Raw genomic sequence first — 17,283 nt, 5'->3', positions numbered from 1 at the left:
TCACACGCGCGGAAAGTCCCCTTCACCCAGGGGCTTGCGGTCCTCGTGGGCGGCGGAGGCTCAGAAGCGTCGCGAAAGCCACTTTCGCGACATCAGACGTCCCGAAAGTGGCTTTCGCGACACCGGGATCAACGTGCGGGCGAGCGACTGCGCACCACCTTTGCCTTACCCCTAGAGAACCGTCCTGAACGACCCTTTCATGACACCCGGGCAGGTCAGCGGCCGTGATGCTCCGCGATGATCTCCGCGTACCGGTGACCACTCGCCTTGACCGTCCGGACCTGTGTGTCGTAGTCGACCCGCACGAGCCCGAACCGCTTGCTCAGCCCACTGTCCCATTCGAAGTTGTCGAGCAGCGACCAGGCGAAGTAGCCCTTCACCGGGGCACCCGCTTCGGCGGCACCGGCCACCGCGCCCAGGTGTTCCTCCAGGTAGGCGATGCGGTCGGCGTCGTCGATCGAGCCGTCCTCGGCGACCTTGTCGTCGAAGGCGGCCCCGCTCTCCGTGACGTAGATGGCCCTTGCGCCGTACTCGTTGGAGAGACGGTGGATCAGGTCCGCGAGCCCCTGGCCGTGGATCTCCCAGCCCATCGCGGTCGTGGCCGCCCCCTCGACCGGCACCTGCCGGGCACGGGGCACGGGGCCGTTCGGATCGTCCTCGACGATCTGCCGGAAGTAGTAGTTCAGCCCGTGGAAGCCGACCGGGGCCGAGATCACCTCGAGGTCGTCCCCGATCACGGGTGGTTCGACGCCGTAGACCTCGATCATGTCCGCGGGATAGCCACGACCGTTCGACGGGTCGAGCCACCAGCGGTTGACGTGCCCGTCCATCCGGGCCGCCGCTTCGACGTCCTCCACCGCATCCGACGCGGGTTCGATCCCGCTGAGGTTGACCACCAGGCCGACGTTGGCGGGCTCGGCGGCGTTCGCGGTGATCGCCTGCACGCCGAGCCCATGCGCGAGCAGGAGGTGGTGTGACGCGTGGATCGCCTGCTTGAGGTCCTTGACCCCGGGGGCGAAACGGCCTTCGAGGTAGCCGAGCCACGCCGAGCACAACGGCTCGTTGACAGTGTTCCAGTCCTTGACCCGATCCCCCAGCCGAGCCGCGACGACGGCGGCGTAGTCGGCGTAGGCGTAAGCCGTGTCGCGCTCGGGCCAGCCACCCTTCAGCGCCGAGGGCAGATCCCAGTGGAAAAGCGTGGCGAACGGGCGGATCCCGGCTTCGAGCAACGCGTCGACAAGCCGGTCGTAGAAGCCGAGACCCGCGGCGTTGACCTCGCCGCGGCCGGTCGGGATCACCCGCGGCCAAGCCACCGAAAAACGGTAAGCGTCCAGACCCAGCTGCTTCATGATGGCGAGATCCTCCGGCCAGCGCCGGTAGTGATCGCACGCCACGTCGGCGGTGTCGCCGTTCAGGACGGCACCCGGGACCCGGACGAAGTCGTCCCAGATGGACGGGAGCCGGCCGTCGGCGTCGACGGCGCCTTCGACCTGATACGCGGCGGTGGCCGCACCCCACAGGAAATCGGCGGGCAGGTGCAGATTCAAGGCGGACCTCTCTGTACGGAGCGACGGGCGGGTCATTTCACGGCACCGGCGGTGAGTCCGGCGACGAGGTAGCGCTGGAGCAGCAGGAATCCGGCGACGACCGGAACGGAGACGATCAGGGAGGCGGCCATGACCTGGTTCCAGTACACCTGGACCTGGGTGGAGTACTCCTGGAGACCGACGGCGAGGGTCCGCGTGCCCGAGTCGGTCATCACCGACGCGAACAGGACCTCGCCCCAGGCCGTCATGAACGAGTAGATGCCGACGGCGACGATGCCCGGCATGGCCGCCGGGATGACCACCCGGATCAACGCGCCGAGCGGCCCGGTTCCGTCGACCATCGCGGCCTCGTCGAGTTCCTTGGGGATCGAGTCGATGTAGCCGGCGAGCATCCAGATGGCGAACGGCAGCGAGAAGGTCAGGTAGGTGATGATCAGCCCGAGCCGGGAGCCGTACAGGACGATGCCGGTGGTGTTGCCGATGTTGACGAAGATGAGGAACAACGGCAGCAGGAACAAGATGCCGGGAAACATCTGGGTGGAGAGCACGGTCATCTTGAAGAAGTTCTTGCCCCGGAAGCGGAACCGGCTCAGCGCGTACGCCGCGAAGATCGCGATCACCACCGAGAGGATCGCCGCCGAACCCGAGATGACCAGGCTGTTCACGAAGTAGTCGGCGAGCGGGATGGTCTCCCAGATGTCGAAGAACGGCTGGATGGTCAGCGTCGACGGGATCCACTCCCATTTGCCCTGCACGTCCCCGAGCGGCTTCAGCGAAGACGAAACCATCGCGTACAGCGGGATCAGGGTGAACAGGGCGAGGAAGCCGAGGACGAATCGGCGGGCCCACGGGACCCAGCTTGGCTCAGACAACGGCGTTCCTCCTCCGCGCGGTCAGTCCCAGGTAGACGGTGCTGACGATCAGGAGGAACAGCAGCAACAGCACCGACATCGCGGAGCCGAGGCCGAAGTTCCAGGTCACGAAGGAACTCTGGTAGATGTGGATCGAGATCAGCGACGCCTCCTTCGGCGCGGACGCTCCGAAAAGGACGTACGGCGTGTTGAAGTCGTTGAAAGTCCACAGGAACAGCACCAGCAGCAGGACCTGGTTGACCGGGCGCAGCATCGGCTGGGTGATGGCCTGGAACTGCCGCCACCAGCCCGCGCCGTCGATCGCCGCCGCCTCGTACAGTTCGCCGGGGATGTTCTGCAGGCCTGCCATCACGATCAGGAACGCGAACGGCCAGTTTCGCCAGACCGAGACGACCACCAGCGACCAGAAGCTGTTGTCCCCGATGAGCCAGAAGGAATCGGTGCCCAGCAGGCCGTTCACCAGTCCGGTGTCCTTCTGGAACATGAACGACCAGGTGATCACCGCGGCGTACATCGGCAGTGCGTACGGCACCAGGAACAGTGTCCGGAGCAGGCCCCGCCCCCGGAAGTTCTTCTGCATCAGCACGGCGGCGGAGGTGCCGAAGAGCCAGCAGAACCCGACCGACAGGACGGTGTAGAGGACGCTGATCCAGAACGAGCCGAGCAGTGATTTTCCCGCCGCGGCGTTGAAGTCCAGGACGAACTTGTAGTTGTCCAGTCCGGCTGCCGGGGCGGACGAGAAGTCGCGGATGTAGAACTGCGTCAGCTTGAAGAAGCTCATCACGAGCCCGGCGATCATCGGGATCAGGTGGACGAGCAGTTCGAGTAGGATCGCGGGGAGCAGGAGCAGATACGGCAGCGCGACCCGGCGCCGCCCGCGCCGGACACGCCGGGATCCGGGCGCCCCGGCCGCTTTCACGGCCGGCGCGTCGTCGAGGGCGGTCGGCATCAACTACCGGCCGCGATCTGCTGGTCCGCCTGGGTCAGCTGGTCGCGGATCTTGGCGCCGTCGACGGGCTTGCCCGCGGCGACGTCGGCGAACATCCCCTTTATCGCGGTGCCGATCAGTGTCTCGAACTGCGATTCCTGCGGGACCTGCGGCATCGGCTCGGCCGAATTCGCGAGCACGTTCTGGAAGACCTTGACGTCCTCGGTCTGGAACGCAGCGTCGCTGTAGGCGTCCTGGACGGTCGGCAGCGAACCATAGGTCTTGTTGAGGAGCGCCTGTTCCGGCGCCGAGACCATGAACTTCACGAAGTCCAGTGCGGCGTCGGGGTTCTTGGTGCCCTTGAAGACCGACATGTTGATGCCCGCGACGAAGCTGCTGACCTTCCGGCCGCCGGGCGGCGCGGTGGCGGGCAGCGGAATCGGCGCGACACCGAGGTTGGCCATGTCCATCCCGATGTTCTTGAACGAACCCGCGGAGGCCTGGTTCATGAACATCGCCGCCTTGCCGTCGGACAGGTCCTTGAGCGACTTGGCGGTGTCGGCGTACTCGGCGTTGGCCGGGTTGACGATCTTGTCCTTCTGCATCAGGTCGACGAACTGCTGCACGGCCGCGACCGAGGGATCCGATGCCAGCTGCGGCTTGCCTTCAGGAGTGAAGAACTGCGCGCCCTGCTGGGCGCCGAGGATCGCCGCGTGATGGCTGTTCTCGGTGACCTGGCCCGCTTGAAGCGAAAGCCCCCACTGGCCCTTGTCGGGCTTGGTGAGCTTCTTGCCGTCCTCGACGAGCTCCTCCCAGGTGGCGGGCGGCTTGGTGATGCCGGCCTCCGAGAAGAGCTTCTTGTTGTAGTACAGGCCGTACGCCTGGCCGTAGAGCGGTACGCCGACCGGCGGCTGCCCGCTCGCGCCGGTGGCCGCCAGCGACGGGCCGAGGAACCGCGACTTGCCGCCGACCTTCTCCAGCGCGGCGTCGTCGAACGGCAGGAACGCCCCGGTCGCCTGCAACGAGGCCGACCAGGTGTTGCCGATGTTGAGCACGTCCGGTCCCTTGCCGGAGGTGGTGGCCGCGAGGATCCGGTTGAGCAGATCCGTCCACGGGACGACCTCGAGCTTGACCTTGATCCCGGAGGCCTTCTCGAACTTGTCGAGTTCGGGCTGCAGGACGGCTTTGTCGTTGTCGAGACTGGTGCCCTGGTTGGACGCCCAGTACACGAGCTCCTTGGGAGCACTGGACGACGTGTCGCCGCCGCCGCACGCCGTCGTGGCGGCGGCCGCCAGCGCCAGGACGAGCGCAGGAGCGATCTTTCCGATTCGCATCGATGGTCCTCGGGGTGAGTGGCCAAGCCGCGCCCGGAGCCTGTGACCCGGGACACGCCTTATTTCAGGGCTTGAGTTAAGCCTTGGTCCACCTTGCCGTCAAGACCCTGGGCACCAATTCGTCCCGGTCGGACCGCAGGTTGGCGATTACCCCGTCAGCCGCGTTGCCAGTGGATCAGTACCGTACCGCTCACCAGGGGGTTCCGCCCAGGGTCGCGGGGCCGCGATCGACGACGATCGCCTTCTCCAGACGGTAGGAGTCGAGGTCCGCTTGGAGCCAGGACTCCCCCGGTCGCGCACGGTGGAACCGGAACGTGCCGTTCGTGCTGTTGGTGGCAACGATGCAGCGGACTGGGACCGGCGCCGCCTTGGCGATTTCGAGCGCGAACCCGAGGCCGTGACGCAGCATCAGGACCTGGTCCTCCTCGGAGATCACCGGCTCGCCGTCAGGCAGGCTTCCCGCCACGATCGGCAGGAGATCTTCGAGATGGAAGCCGGTGACGGAGCCTTCCCAGCCGGTCAGATCGGCATGCCTTCCCGGAGGCCGTCCGGCCCAGGCGGGGATCTCGCCGAGCGTGATGACCTCACCGGTCAGCACGACCCCGTCGGCGATGATCTCCCGGAAACCCGGCGCCAGCCGATCCGGCGGCATCGCGGCGAGGGGCCCAAGCGGACCGAGCGCCTCGAGCGCAAGGTCGTTCAAGCGAATGTTGAGCATGCTCACTTCCCGGTGAGCACGTCGAGGGCCTGCCCACGATGCGTGGCGAAGAGTTCGAGCGCCTTGTCGCCGTCGCGTTCCCGGAGAGCCGACGCCAGCAGCCGATGCTCCTCCGGGATGCTCGCGAGGTAGCCCTCGGAGTTCACACCGATCCTGGTCAGCAGGAACAGGTACACCTGTGACCGGATGGCCTGCCACGCCTCGACGAGCCGCCGATGACCGGAAGCCGCGTAGACCGCGTCGTGGAAGTCGATGTCGCAGCGGACCATCTCGTGCTCGTCGCGCGCCCGGCCCATCCGCTCGACGACCTCGTCGATCACGGCCAGGTCCGCCTCCGACGCCTTCGCGACCACCAACTGGACCGCCAACTGTTCCAGCGCCGACCGGAGGCTGTCGAGCTCGGCGACGTCCACATCGGACAGCGTGGTGACGATCGCGCCGCGATGCCATTCGCTGCGGACCAGACCCTCGCGCTCCAGCTTGAGCAGCGCTTCACGCACCGGACCGCGACTGACGCCGAGCGCGGCCGAAAGCTCGACCTCGCGCAACTGCGCGCCGGGCGGATAGGCGCCACCGAAGATGGCGTCCCGGACCCTGTCGGCGACCTCGTCCGCCAGCCCGCGACGCCGCGCCGGCACCACCCTGCCGGGTTCGCTCATCGTCTTCCTCTCCACTGGAACGCCGATCGTAGCGATGAGGCCCTCAGCCTGACTTTGTCCTAATGTTAACATTGCGACAAGTGCTCGCCCACCGGAAGGGATCTCCTGGTCATGACCGTTCTCGACTCCCCCATCCCCCGCTTCCACCTCGCCATGCCTGTCGACGACCTGGCCGCCGCGCGCACCTTCTACGGCGAAGTCCTCGGCCTCGAACAGGGCCGCAGCTCCGACAAGTGGATCGACTGGAACCTCCACGGCCACCAGTTCGTCACGCATCTCGCCGCCGAACGGCCGCGGCAGATCCACAACCCCGTCGACGGACACGACGTGCCCGTCCCTCACTTCGGCTTGATCCTCAGCGTTCCGGAGTTCCGGAAGCTGGCCGACCGGTTGCGCGCGGCGGACACCTCGTTCGTCATCGAGCCCTACGTCCGCTTCGAAGGCCAGACCGGGGAACAGTGGACGATGTTCCTGCTCGACCCGGCGGGCAACGCCCTTGAGTTCAAGGCTTTCGCCGACGACTCGCAGGTGTTCGCCGTCTGACGGCAGCGCCCTCAAGCGAGCAGTCCGGTGGATCGCGAGTGAGGCTTTCCACGTGGGGTCGTGAGTGATAAACGAGCGTTCTATTGAGAGATAAGGCAAAGGTGTCGCGCTCTGTCGTTCGCCCGCATACCGGCCTGGGGGGGGTCGTGAGGACTCCGCCACCCCCAAGGACCACAAGACCCCGGGCGAAGGGGACTTTCCGCTTATGCGATGAGGCGAAAGTCCCCTTCACCTCACTGTTCCCCGCCGAGCACAAGTCCCGGCTGGACACCTTTGCCTTACCGCTCAATAGAACCCGAATCGCCACTCGCGACCCACCCAGCCCACCACTCACCGTCGCCTCGCCCACTTGCCGCACCAGGCTCCCGATCGATAATCCACAAGTTATCGATCAGTGCGGTTTTCCACATTGATCATGGTCTCCAGACGGGAGAAGCTTGTCCTGTCAGCGAGCCTGCTGAACACGGAAAACCAAGGAGACGCCACCATGTTCGACCCCATCCTTCTCCGGGCCTCCGACGCCGAGATCGTCAGCGACGCGCCGGGCAGCGACATCACGTTGCTGGCCGACTCGGACACCACCGACGGGGGCTTCACCGCGAACCGCGCGACCCTGAAGGACGGCGTCTTCGGCACCCCGGCCCACTTCCACACCCGCGCGACCGAGTTCTTCTTCGTACTGGAAGGAAAACTCCAGGTGCTCGTCGAGGAAACCCTGCACACGCTGGAAAAGGGTGACTTCCTCGCCGTACCGCCCCGGGTGCCGCACGCGTTCGGGCCCGCCGCCGGCTCGGACGCCGACGTCCTGGTGACCTTCACGCCCGGCATGGCCCGCTTCGACTACTACCGGCTGCTCGACAGGGTCGCCCGCGGCGAGGCCGACCCGTCGGAGATCGCGGCGTCGTCGAAGCAGTACGACAACCACTACGTCGACAGCCCGATCTGGCGTGCCGCCCGCGGTCAGTGAGGGTCAGTCGATGACCGCGGTCGCTTCGACCTCCACCAGGTGCTCGGGCACGTCGAGCGCCGCGACGCCGATCAGCGTGCCCGGAGGGACCGGGGTGCCGCCGAGTTTCACGGCGGCCCGGTCCACGCCTTCGAGGAACAGCGCGAGTTTGTCCGGGGTCCAGTCGACGACGTAGACGGTCATCTTCGCGACATCGTCGAACGTGGCACCGGCCGCGGCGAGCGCGATGCCGATGTTCAGGTAGCACTGTTCGACCTGGGCGGCGAGATCGCCTTCGCCGACCACGGCGCCGTCCGCGTCCCAGGAGACCTGCCCCGCGATGAAGACCAGCTTCGACCCGGTCGCGATCGACACCTGCCGGTAGGCGGGGATCTCCGGCAGTCCCGCGGGATTCACCAGGGTGATGCTCATCCGTACTCCTTGCTAGTGGTCACTTGTGGTTACCCAGGAACTGTAGGAGAGTGTGCGACGACCTGGAAGAACGCACCTTTTCGTGACTGGGGAACCTGATGGTGACCAAGCAGCTCAGCGGCAAGACGGACGACGCGGACGTGATGCGGGCGGACTCGCTGGCGCGGGAGATCTTCTCCGACATCGCCAACAAGTGGGCCCTCCTGATCATCGAGACGATCGGCGACCGCACCCGGCGCTTCACCGAACTGCGGAACGAGATCGAGGGCATCAGCCACAAGATGCTCACCCAGAACCTGCGAATGCTGGAACGCAACGGCCTGATCGAGCGGACGGTGCATCCGACCGTGCCGCCACGGGTCGACTACACCCTCACCGAGGCGGGTCACGGCTTGCGCGCGACGGTCGACGGCATGTGCGACTGGACCCATCGGTTCCTCGGCCACATCGAAGGCGCGCGCCGCCGGTTCGACGCGCCTGTTAACGGTTAACGGCCCTGGCCAGGGCCTCGAACGGTTCAATTCGCCGCTGTCCGGATCTATGCTCCTCGCGTGATCTCCGGGCAGTTGCCGCACGACGGGACCTTCGCCGGCGCGCTGCGCGAAGCCATCCGGGCGCGCGGTCTCAGCCTTGAACGTCTGCGTGATCATCTGCGCGCTCGCGGCGTCTCGATCACCGCGGCGACGCTCAGCTACTGGCAGTCCGGGCGCAGCCGCCCGGAGCGCCGGGACTCCGTACTGGGACTCCGCCACCTCGAACAGGTGCTGGAAGTGCCGCCCGGCAGTTTGACCGCGCTGCTCGGCCCGCCACGCGCACGAGGCCGGTGGCCCGCCCGCGCCGACGGTCTCCCGGAGATCGGCCGGTTCTGGCCGGACCGGTCACGGATCGACGCGGCCGTCAGCGAGGTCGACACCCGGTGGGACGAAAGGCTGTCGAGGATCAGCCAGCACGACGTCGTCTCCGTCGGACCCGGCCAGGAGGAGCTCGCGTTCCGGTCGCGGCAGGTGCTCCGCGCCGAAGCCGACGGCCCGGACCGGTGGGTGATGATCGTCCACATCGACGAGCACGACCGGCCGCTGCCCGCGGTGACCTCGTTACGGGGCTGCCACCCCGGCCGGAGTGTGCACCGCCCCGAAGACGGTCTCCTCGTGATGGAACTGCTCTTCGAACGGCCGCTCGCGAAAGGCGAAACCGTCATCACGGAGCACACTCTGGCGAACTCCGCGCCGTTCCCGCACGCGACGAACTACGAACGCAAGTTCCGGCTGCCCGCCCGGGAATACGTACTCGAGGTCCAGTTCTCCCCCGGCCTGCTTCCGGCTCGATGCCGCCGCTATTCCGAACAGGACGGGCAGCCCGCGGAGTGGACGGAAGTCCAGCCGGGCAGCGATTCCGTGCACGGAATCGCACTGAATTTCGGGCCGGGCCGATTCGGCTTCGAATGGGATTGGAACTCTTAATTGTTAACGACTCGCGGACCTACGATTCCGCGAGGTGAGCGAATTACCGTCAGCGCACCTGCTTTTCGATTCGAGGAGTGCGTATGCGACGGCACAACAGAGTTTGTTCCTATTCGAGTGTCCTTGCCCTGGTCGCGCTGTGGCTCAGCCCGGCGGCCGAGGCGGCGACACCGCCCGCTCCGGTCCATCCGGACGCCGAAGTGAACGGCGTGGCCGCCGCTTTCGGGCTCACCGTCCCCGAAGCGAAGTCCCAACTGGCCGCCCAGGACGAGGCCCACCGGCTGGCGGCCTCGCTCCCGGACGGCCTGCGCGCCCGCTCCGCCGGGCAGTGGTTCGACGCGGCCGCGGGCAAGCTGACCTTGGCCGTCACGAACGTGGCGGACGCCGACGCGGCCAGGACCGCCGGCGCCGAACCGCGGCTGGTGTCCCGGACCAAGGCCGATCTCGACCGGACCGACGAGGCCGTCCGCGCGCTGGTCGGCGACGGCGTCCCCGGGGTGTTCGGCTGGGGCGTCGACGTCCGGAACAACGAGGTCGGCGTGTCGGTCGACCGCTCCCGCAAGACCGCCGAGACCGAGAGTTTTCTTTCCCGGGTAAGGGATCTCGGTGTGCGGATCACCGAAACCGGTTCGTCGCCGGGGCAGCAGGCCGGCACGATCCAAACCGGGAACCCGTGGTGGCCGGGCGGCGAGAGCAACTGTTCGGTCGGGTTCGGCGCGACCGATTCGGCGGGCGCCAAGCATTTCCTCACCGCCGGGCACTGCACGAACGACCGTGACCAGGCCGCCTATGGCGCGTCTGGTCAGCAGAACCGGATCGGCACGTCGAACGTCGGCGGGACGCGCAGTGTCAACGCCCGCGAAGGCGACATGGGCGTGGTCGCGGTGACGCAATCCGGCTGGGAACTCTCGGCGGCGGTCAACACCTGGGGCGAACCCGCCGTCACCGTCACCGGTTCGGCCGAGGCCATGGTCGGCGACCGGGTCTGCCACTCCGGCAACACCTCGAAGTGGAAGTGCGGCGAGGTGAAGTACACGCACAAGTCCGTCGACTACGGCGGCGGGCTGATCATCGAGGACCTGACCTGGACGACGGCCTGTTCGCTCGGCGGCGACTCGGGCGGCGGCTGGCTGCTCGGCACCAAGGCGGTCGGCCTGCACGACGGCGGCCCGTCGAAATGCGTGGAGAACCCGAGCGACGGGGACATGTCCCTCTTCCAGCCGGTGATCGAAGCGCTGAACAAGTGGAACCTCAAGCTGGTGACCGGTGGCGGCGGCGACACGACGGCGCCGACCGCGCCCGGCAACGCGCGGACCATCGGCGCGACGTCGACCAGCGTCTCGCTTGCCTGGGACGCTGCGACCGACAACGTCGGTGTCACCGGTTACGACGTCTACAACGGCTCGGCGCTCGCGACTTCCGTGACGGAGACCGGCGCCACCGTGACCGGTCTCAGCCCCGACACCTCCTACAGCTTCACGGTGAAGGCTCGTGACGCGGCGGGGAACCTGTCGCCCGCGAGCGGTGTCGTGTCCGCCAAGACGGCACCCGGCAACGGTGGCGTCCGGACCCTGAGCAACGACACCGACTTCGCGATCCGCGACCATCAGCAGGTGTTCAGCCCGGTGACCTCGCCCCTCACCGGACAGGCCTCGACGTCGCTCGGTATCTCGGTGACGATCCGGCACACCTGTGCCGAGGACCTCGGCGTGACGCTCCTGGACCCGAAAGGCAAGGCCTACCCGCTCAAGTACAGCGGCGGTTCGGTGTGCACGGCGTGGAACGGCGCGCGGACGTTCACGGTGCCCGGCGCGTCGTCCCCGGCGGGCGGGAAGTGGCAGCTGCGGGTCACCGACTACGGGCCCGGTGACACGGGAGTGCTCGACACCTGGTCGCTGACGCTCTAGGGAGTTCCGTGAAGGACTCCTTGAGGGACTCTGGGTCCCTCAAGGAGTCCTTCACGGACTTCGCCCTAAGGCAGACGCACAACACGCAGGAAGGCGGGCAACAACCACGGCCGGGGACCACTGACGACGATCTTGCGCGTCAGCGCGGTGCGCACCCGGCCGACCCGGTGGAACATCATCAGGTTCAGCGACGGCGGGTCGAACGAGATCCGCGCGTCGACCGGCCCGCCGGGCTCCTCGACCGTGACCAGCCCCCGGTGCAGCACCAGCACGACCGGGGTCGTGTACGCCGAGCGGAAGGCCACGGCGATCCGCCTTTCCCGCGGCGGCTCGTCCGTGTCCAGCAGGTGCCCGGTGTCCTGGGTCAGCACGCCGACCATGAAGAGATCGAAGAACAGCGCCGCGTCGGCCGGCGGGATCGTCCACGGCAGCCTCAGCGCCCGGGCGATGTCCCAGCCGTGAATCTGGAGTTCGTTGACCAGGTGCGCGAGGACACCGGCCAGCGGGACCTTCGAGTCACCGAGCCAGCCCAGCGGGGTCGCCGGGTCGGCGTCCTCGGTCACCCTCAGCACTTCCTCGATGTCGGCGAGCAGCCCGGTCACCAGCACACTGATGTCGCGTTCGGGAAAATCCCGTAAAACCATGGTGTTCAACACGGAAACCGTGTCCACAGTGGTCTTTTCGATCTGATCCTGCCCACGGGCGTCCAAGGGCGGGGCACCGTCCGGCCGTACGAGCGCCGTGTACATCTTCGCGATCATCGCGACATGGGCGACGGTGTCGGCCGCTGTCCACTCCGTGGTGACCATCGCGCCCGGATCCGGGACGCGGGACACCATTTCCGCGAATCGCGCGCCCGTCACCCGGTAGGCGCGGCGTACCGATTTCCATTGATCAGCCGTGATCGCTCTGGTCACGGCACGAATTTTATCGCCCCGGAGCAGGAATTCCGTTCTGCTTTCGTGCGGTTCCGACCTCTTCCGGGAACGGAGTGACCGTACTCACTACGGAAATCGACGTGACACGCACCGACCCGCACAGGCAGACTGAACACCGAATCAGCTTCGCCTTCGCTGCCACCGTTGCCGGCACCGAAGGCGGCCCACGCGGAACCGCGCCCCTCCAGGAGCCCCACACAGATGACCGAGACCATGCCCGAAACCACCCACGACCAGGAACGGGCACCGGCACGCGCCGGGCTCCTGATCGGGGTCCTGGTCCTCTCCGCGTTCGTGATGATCCTCAACGAGACCATCCTGAGCGTCGCGCTGCGTGATCTGACCGTCGACCTCAAGGTCCCGACCACCACCGTGCAGTGGCTGACCAGTGGCTTCCTGCTCACCATGGCGGTCGTCATCCCGATCACCGGGTTCCTGCTCGAACGGTTCACCCCGCGCCAGGTCTTCCTCGCCTCACTGACCTTGTTCAGCACCGGCACCCTGGTCAGCGCGCTCGCCCCGGGCTTCGGGCTCCTGCTGACCGGCCGGGTCATCCAGGCGTGCGGTACCGCGGTGATGCTGCCACTGCTGATGACGACGGTCATGCGCCTGGTCCCGGTGGAGAAACGCGGCGCGACGATGGGCACGATCACCATCGTCATCGCGGTCGCCCCCGCCATCGGCCCGACCATCGGCGGTGCCGTGCTCTCCTCGCTCGGCTGGCGCTGGATGTTCTGGATCGTGCTGCCGCTCGCCCTCGCCGCCCTGGTGGTCGGCGTGCTGCAACTGCGGCTGGACAGTGAAACCCGCAAGGTGCCGCTGGACGTGCCGTCGGTGATCCTGTCCGCCATCGGTTTCGGCGGCGTGCTGTACGGCCTCTCGACGTCCGGCGAGTCGGCGGGCGGGCACCAGCCGGTGCCGCCGTGGGTGCCGATCGCCGTCGGGGTCGTGGCGCTCGCGGTGTTCACCTGGCGCCAGCTGCGCTTGCAGAAGGAAGACCGAGCGCTGCTGGACCTGCGCCCGTTCACCCACCGCAGTTTCGTCGTCTCGCTGGTGCTGACGGCGCTGCTGTTCATGTGCCTGCTCGGCGCGGCGGCGATCCTGCTTCCGCTGTACCTCCAGACCGTCCTGCACACGACCACGTTCGTCAGCGGGCTCGCGGTGCTTCCCGGCGGTCTGGTCCTCGGGCTGCTCGGCCGCCCGGTCGGCGCGCTGTACGACCGCTTCGGCCCCCGGCCCCTGGTCATCCCCGGTGCGGCCGCGATGGCGGTCTCGCTGTGGCTGTTCGCCCTGCTCGGCGCGGAATCGCCGCTGATCGCGGTCATCGCCATCCACGTCCTGCTGATGGGCGGGCTCGGCCTGATGATGACGCCCCTGATGACCGAGTCCCTCGGTTCGCTGCCCGAGCACCTCTATTCACACGGCAGCGCGATCCTCGCCACCCTGCAGCAGCTCGCCGGCGCCCTCGGCACCGCCGTGTTCATCGCGGTGGCCACGGCGAGCACCACCACGGCCGGGGCGGCCAGCCCGGACGCGGCGGGTATCCGCACCACGTTCATGGTCGCCGGCTGCGTCGGTGTGGCCGCGTTCCTCGGCTCGCTCTTCGTCAAGAAGGGCGAAAACGGCGCCGCGGTGACGGCCCACCACTGATTCACTTCACGCCCGCCGTGGCCTCCACCCGAGGCCCGGCGGGCGTTCGGCGTTCCAGCACCTTCCGGCCGTAGGCGATGGCGGGCTGTTCGACCCAGCGGCGCAGGGCGCAGGCGAACAGCAGGGCGACGCCGGTGGTCGCCGCGGCCTTCGCGAGACCGCTGGGCAACAGCCAGCCCGTGACGCCGGCCGCTCCGGTCTGGGCCAGGTACAGCGCGTACGAACGATCACCGACGAAGGTCATCGGCCTGCTGGACAGCAGGTTCCGGACCGGGCCCGGCGAAACGACGGCCACGAGCAGCAGTGCCGAGCCCACCGCGTAGACCGGGACCACGAACTGCCAGTGCCCGCCGAGCGCCTTCGCCAACGGGCCCACGGAGAACTGCAGGACGACGAATCCGCAGCCGATCGCCGCCGCGACGACCGGGCTGGTCAGCGGCCGGACCAGGGCGAACCCGCGAGGGTGGTGGAGCGTCATCGCCAGCAGACAGCCGATGAGCAGCGAGCAGTAGTGCACCGAAAGGCTCGCCCAGGTGTGCGCCGGCGCCACCGGCAACGCGAACAGCACCACCCCGAGAACGGCCGACGAGCCCAGCAGCAGGCGCAACGCCGTCTTCCCGCCGCGCGCGAACGACGTGAGTACCAGCAGCGCGGGCCAGACCAGGTAGAACTTCTCCTCCACCCCCAGCGACCAGGATGTCGGATACGGCGTGTTGTAGTCGACGAGTTCGTTGCCGAAGACGAGGTAGTACGGCATGGCGTCGGCGAGCCTGCTGCTCTGGTACGTGCCGCCGAGCAGCACCGCGAGCGTGGTCAGCGCCAGGAGCAGGAAGTACACCGGCATGATCCGGAAGACCCGGCGCAGGTAGAACGCGCGAAGCGAGATCCGGCCGGTACGGCCCTCTTCGCGCAACGCCAGGGTGGTGATCAGGAAGCCGGACAGCACGAAGAACAGCTGCACCGCGATCCAGCCCTGAAGGCGGTCCACGACGGGACCGCCGTAGTGGAAGAACACGACGGCCACGGCGGCGAGCGCGCGCACGCCGGTCAGACCGGGGAACCACGACGAAGCCAGGTACTCGGCGTGGCCGAGCGGCCGCCACCAGGAGCGGCGCGAGAGATCGGACATGGCCCGTAGGTTCGGGCCCGGACGCTGAAACGAAGCTTAAGGAAGCTGAAGACGTCTTCAGCTTCGCGCTTCCGCCAACGGAAGGCGGACGACGAGACGGGCGCCGCCGTCGTGGTCGGCGACCTCGACGGTGCCGCCGTGCGCCTGGGCGATCTCGGCGACGATCGCCAGTCCGAGGCCCGCGCCACCGTCGTCACGCGCTCGTCCGTCGTCCAAGCGCACGAACCGGCCGAACACCCGCTCGCGGTCCTCGGCGGGAATGCCGGGTCCGTCGTCGGTGACCGTCAGCACGGCAAATCCGTCCACTGTGGACACTTGCACGTCGACACCGGTACTGGTGTGGCGCTGCGCGTTGTCCACCAGGTTCCGCAGCAACCGTTCCAGCCTGCCGCGGTTGCCGAGGACTGTCGGGTCGCCGTCGATCTCCGCGCGGACGTCCTGTCGTCCGGAGAGGCAGGATTCGACCACTTCGGACAGCCGCACCGGCGTGAGCCGTTCCGGTTCGGCGTTGTCCAGCTTGCCGAGCAGCACGAGATCGCCGACGAGATCCTGCAACCGGGTGATGTCGAGGAGCGCGTTCCGGCAGGCGTCGCGCCAGTCGAGCCGGTCCGGATGCGCGAGCAGCACTTCCAGCTGGGTCCGCAGGGAGGCGAGTGGCGTGCGCAGTTCGTGCGACGCGTCCGAGGTGAAGCGGCCCTGCCGGGCGACCGCGGTGTCCAGGCGGGCGAGCATCGTGTTCATCGTTTCCGCCAGCTTGGCGATCTCGTCTGCGCTGTCCGGGGCCGGGACGCGGCGGGAGAGGTCGTGCGCGCCGATCTCCGCGACCTCCGAGCGGATCGCCTCGACCGGGCGCAGCGACCGGCGGACCGCGAACCACGCGATCGCCCCGATCAGCAGCGCGATCACCGGGACACCGGCCAGCAGTGTCACGCGCACCGAATCGAGGGCCGCCTGCCCGGACTCGTCGACGACGGCGGCGCCGTAGATCCGGTACTTGCTGTCACCGCTCGTCTCGGCCGCGACGTGCACCCGCGTCTCGGTGGTCTCGACGTCCCTGCCGAGCACTCCCCGGCAGCCGACCGACCCCGCCATCTTCTCGTCGACGGCGCCCGCCTCGAGAACCGAAACGGAATCCCCACGCTGGTAGCTGTCCGCTTGAACGAGCAGGCCGTTTCGCATACCAGGGCAGCCGATGACGCGCCGGCCTGACTGGTCGACCACCTCATAGGCCGAGTCCCGGACGAGCAGGAGCAGGTCGGCCGGTGCGGCGCCGGTGTTGAGCAATTGCACGATCGCCGCCGCGCGTGCCCGCGCCACCTGCACCGCTCCCGCGCCGAGCCGGTTCTGGGCATCGAGCACCAGCCAGACCGACACCACGCTGAGCGCGACAAGCGACGTCACGAACGACGTCAGCGCGACCCGGAAACGGGTCGACCTCAAGGCCTTAGGCACCGGAGCCCACCACGTGGTAGCCGGCGCCGCGGACCGTCCGGAACGTCTCCGCCCCGAACGGCAGGTCGACCTTGCGCCGCAGCGCGCTCATGTGGACCTCGACCAGGTTCGCGGTCGCCGACGCCGCGAAGTCCCAGAGGTTCTCCAGCAGTTCGGCCTTGGTGACCACTTCGCCCTGCCGCTTCATGAGGTACGCGAGCAGCGCGAACTCCTTGGTGGTCAACGAGATCTCGGCGACCCCGCGACGGCAGGTGTGACTCGCCTGGTCGAGTTCGAGATCCCCGAGCCGCAGTGTGCCCGGGCGCGTCGCTCCCCCGCGCCGGATCAGCGCCCGCAACCGCGAGAGCAGGACGCCGTAGGAGAACGGCTTCGGCAGGAAATCGTCGGCGCCGGTGTCCAGCGCCTCGATCTCGTCGTCCTCGCCGTCCTTCGCGGTCAGCATGAGGATCGGGGTGGTGTCGCCGCGTTCGCGCAACCGCCGGCAGACGCGGTAGCCGTTGATCCCGGGCAGCATGATGTCGAGGATCATCGCGGAGTACGGATGCTCGGCCGCGTACCAGAGCGCGTCACGGCCGTTGTGCGCGACGTCCACGGCGTAGCCCTCGGCGCTCAGACCCGCCCGCAGCGATTCGGCCAGCCGTCGCTCGTCCTCAACGAGCAAGATCCTCATCCGGTCAGAATCCCACACGGACCGACAGCCTCGTGAGTGGCTAGGACGGTTCTAACCGGCCTTGCCACTCACGACCACCCCGGCCGAACGGTCACCGC

17 protein-coding genes are annotated in these 17,283 nt (G+C 67.9%); 6 read left to right on the top strand and 11 right to left on the bottom strand.

Going from position 1 to position 17,283, the window contains the following annotated elements; translation table 11 throughout:
• Positions 1 to 215: 215 nt before the first annotated feature.
• The 6 genes from CFP71_RS25450 to CFP71_RS25425 all read right to left on the bottom strand — a co-directional run bounded on the left by CFP71_RS25450 (position 216) and on the right by CFP71_RS25425 (position 6,058).
• Positions 216 to 1,547 carry a GH1 family beta-glucosidase gene (locus tag CFP71_RS25450; protein ID WP_093936463.1) on the bottom strand — a complete coding sequence of 444 codons (1,332 nt, stop codon included), beginning with the start codon at positions 1,545 to 1,547 and terminating at the stop codon, positions 216 to 218.
• A gap of 32 nt (positions 1,548 to 1,579) precedes the next feature.
• On the bottom strand, positions 1,580 to 2,419 hold the full coding sequence (locus tag CFP71_RS25445) for a carbohydrate ABC transporter permease (protein ID WP_093936462.1): 840 nt from the start codon (positions 2,417 to 2,419) through the stop codon (positions 1,580 to 1,582).
• A complete protein-coding gene (locus CFP71_RS25440) occupies positions 2,412 to 3,368 on the bottom strand; it encodes a carbohydrate ABC transporter permease (protein ID WP_093936461.1) in 957 nt (318 codons plus the stop codon). Before CFP71_RS25440 ends, CFP71_RS25445 begins: the two co-directional genes overlap by 8 nt.
• Positions 3,368 to 4,681, bottom strand: coding sequence for an ABC transporter substrate-binding protein (locus CFP71_RS25435; protein ID WP_093936460.1), 1,314 nt, complete (start codon positions 4,679 to 4,681; stop codon positions 3,368 to 3,370). Before CFP71_RS25435 ends, CFP71_RS25440 begins: the two co-directional genes overlap by 1 nt.
• Before the next feature lie 190 nt (positions 4,682 to 4,871).
• The gene (locus CFP71_RS25430; protein ID WP_244199825.1) at positions 4,872 to 5,399 is read right to left on the bottom strand and encodes a hypothetical protein; all 528 of its coding nucleotides are present in this window, start codon (positions 5,397 to 5,399) and stop codon (positions 4,872 to 4,874) included.
• Between the two features lie 2 nt (positions 5,400 to 5,401).
• Positions 5,402 to 6,058 (bottom strand): GntR family transcriptional regulator, encoded by a 657-nt coding sequence (locus CFP71_RS25425; RefSeq protein ID WP_093936459.1) that lies wholly within the window; start codon positions 6,056 to 6,058, stop codon positions 5,402 to 5,404.
• A gap of 111 nt (positions 6,059 to 6,169) precedes the next feature.
• Here CFP71_RS25425 and CFP71_RS25420 point away from each other — a divergent pair, with 111 nt between their 5' ends.
• The gene (locus tag CFP71_RS25420) at positions 6,170 to 6,601 is read left to right on the top strand and encodes a VOC family protein (RefSeq protein WP_093936458.1); all 432 of its coding nucleotides are present in this window, start codon (positions 6,170 to 6,172) and stop codon (positions 6,599 to 6,601) included.
• Positions 6,602 to 7,088: 487 nt separating this feature from the next.
• Positions 7,089 to 7,568, top strand: coding sequence for a cupin domain-containing protein (locus CFP71_RS25415; RefSeq protein ID WP_093936457.1), 480 nt, complete (start codon positions 7,089 to 7,091; stop codon positions 7,566 to 7,568).
• A 3-nt stretch (positions 7,569 to 7,571) separates the two neighbouring features.
• Here CFP71_RS25415 and CFP71_RS25410 read toward each other — a convergent pair whose 3' ends face one another.
• Positions 7,572 to 7,979, bottom strand: coding sequence for a RidA family protein (locus CFP71_RS25410; protein WP_093936456.1), 408 nt, complete (start codon positions 7,977 to 7,979; stop codon positions 7,572 to 7,574).
• A 98-nt stretch (positions 7,980 to 8,077) separates the two neighbouring features.
• Here CFP71_RS25410 and CFP71_RS25405 point away from each other — a divergent pair, with 98 nt between their 5' ends.
• The 3 genes from CFP71_RS25405 to CFP71_RS25395 all read left to right on the top strand — a co-directional run bounded on the left by CFP71_RS25405 (position 8,078) and on the right by CFP71_RS25395 (position 11,346).
• Complete coding sequence (locus CFP71_RS25405) at positions 8,078 to 8,470, top strand: winged helix-turn-helix transcriptional regulator (protein WP_093936455.1); 393 nt, start codon at positions 8,078 to 8,080, stop codon at positions 8,468 to 8,470.
• Between the two features lie 60 nt (positions 8,471 to 8,530).
• Positions 8,531 to 9,439, top strand: a complete 909-nt coding sequence (locus tag CFP71_RS25400; RefSeq protein ID WP_244199824.1) for a helix-turn-helix domain-containing protein — start codon at positions 8,531 to 8,533, stop codon at positions 9,437 to 9,439.
• Between the two features lie 83 nt (positions 9,440 to 9,522).
• On the top strand, positions 9,523 to 11,346 hold the full coding sequence (locus CFP71_RS25395) for a fibronectin type III domain-containing protein (protein ID WP_093936453.1): 1,824 nt from the start codon (positions 9,523 to 9,525) through the stop codon (positions 11,344 to 11,346).
• Positions 11,347 to 11,411: 65 nt separating this feature from the next.
• On the opposite strand, the gene CFP71_RS25390 is transcribed toward CFP71_RS25395, so the two are convergent.
• Positions 11,412 to 12,263, bottom strand: a complete 852-nt coding sequence (locus CFP71_RS25390; RefSeq protein ID WP_341866902.1) for a maleylpyruvate isomerase N-terminal domain-containing protein — start codon at positions 12,261 to 12,263, stop codon at positions 11,412 to 11,414.
• 222 nt (positions 12,264 to 12,485) lie between these two features.
• Between CFP71_RS25390 and CFP71_RS25385 the strand changes: the two genes are divergently transcribed.
• Entirely contained in the window at positions 12,486 to 13,934 is a 1,449-nt protein-coding gene (locus tag CFP71_RS25385) for a DHA2 family efflux MFS transporter permease subunit (protein ID WP_093936452.1), read from the top strand.
• A gap of 1 nt (position 13,935) precedes the next feature.
• Here CFP71_RS25385 and CFP71_RS25380 read toward each other — a convergent pair whose 3' ends face one another.
• From CFP71_RS25380 to CFP71_RS25370, 3 genes are read right to left on the bottom strand one after another with little or no spacing between them, the layout of a single operon-like run.
• On the bottom strand, positions 13,936 to 15,063 hold the full coding sequence (locus tag CFP71_RS25380) for an acyltransferase family protein (protein WP_093936451.1): 1,128 nt from the start codon (positions 15,061 to 15,063) through the stop codon (positions 13,936 to 13,938).
• A gap of 57 nt (positions 15,064 to 15,120) precedes the next feature.
• Positions 15,121 to 16,515 (bottom strand): sensor histidine kinase, encoded by a 1,395-nt coding sequence (locus CFP71_RS25375; RefSeq protein WP_093936450.1) that lies wholly within the window; start codon positions 16,513 to 16,515, stop codon positions 15,121 to 15,123.
• The gene (locus CFP71_RS25370; protein WP_093936449.1) at positions 16,508 to 17,185 is read right to left on the bottom strand and encodes a response regulator transcription factor; all 678 of its coding nucleotides are present in this window, start codon (positions 17,183 to 17,185) and stop codon (positions 16,508 to 16,510) included. The genes CFP71_RS25375 and CFP71_RS25370 overlap by 8 nt, the downstream gene beginning before the upstream one ends.
• Between the last annotated feature and the right edge of the window lie 98 nt (positions 17,186 to 17,283).

The organism is Amycolatopsis thailandensis, assembly GCF_002234405.1.
GTDB lineage: Bacteria > Actinomycetota > Actinomycetes > Mycobacteriales > Pseudonocardiaceae > Amycolatopsis > Amycolatopsis thailandensis.
Note: the sequence above shows the minus strand (reverse complement) of the source record. Positions and strands in the feature narration are given on the sequence as shown.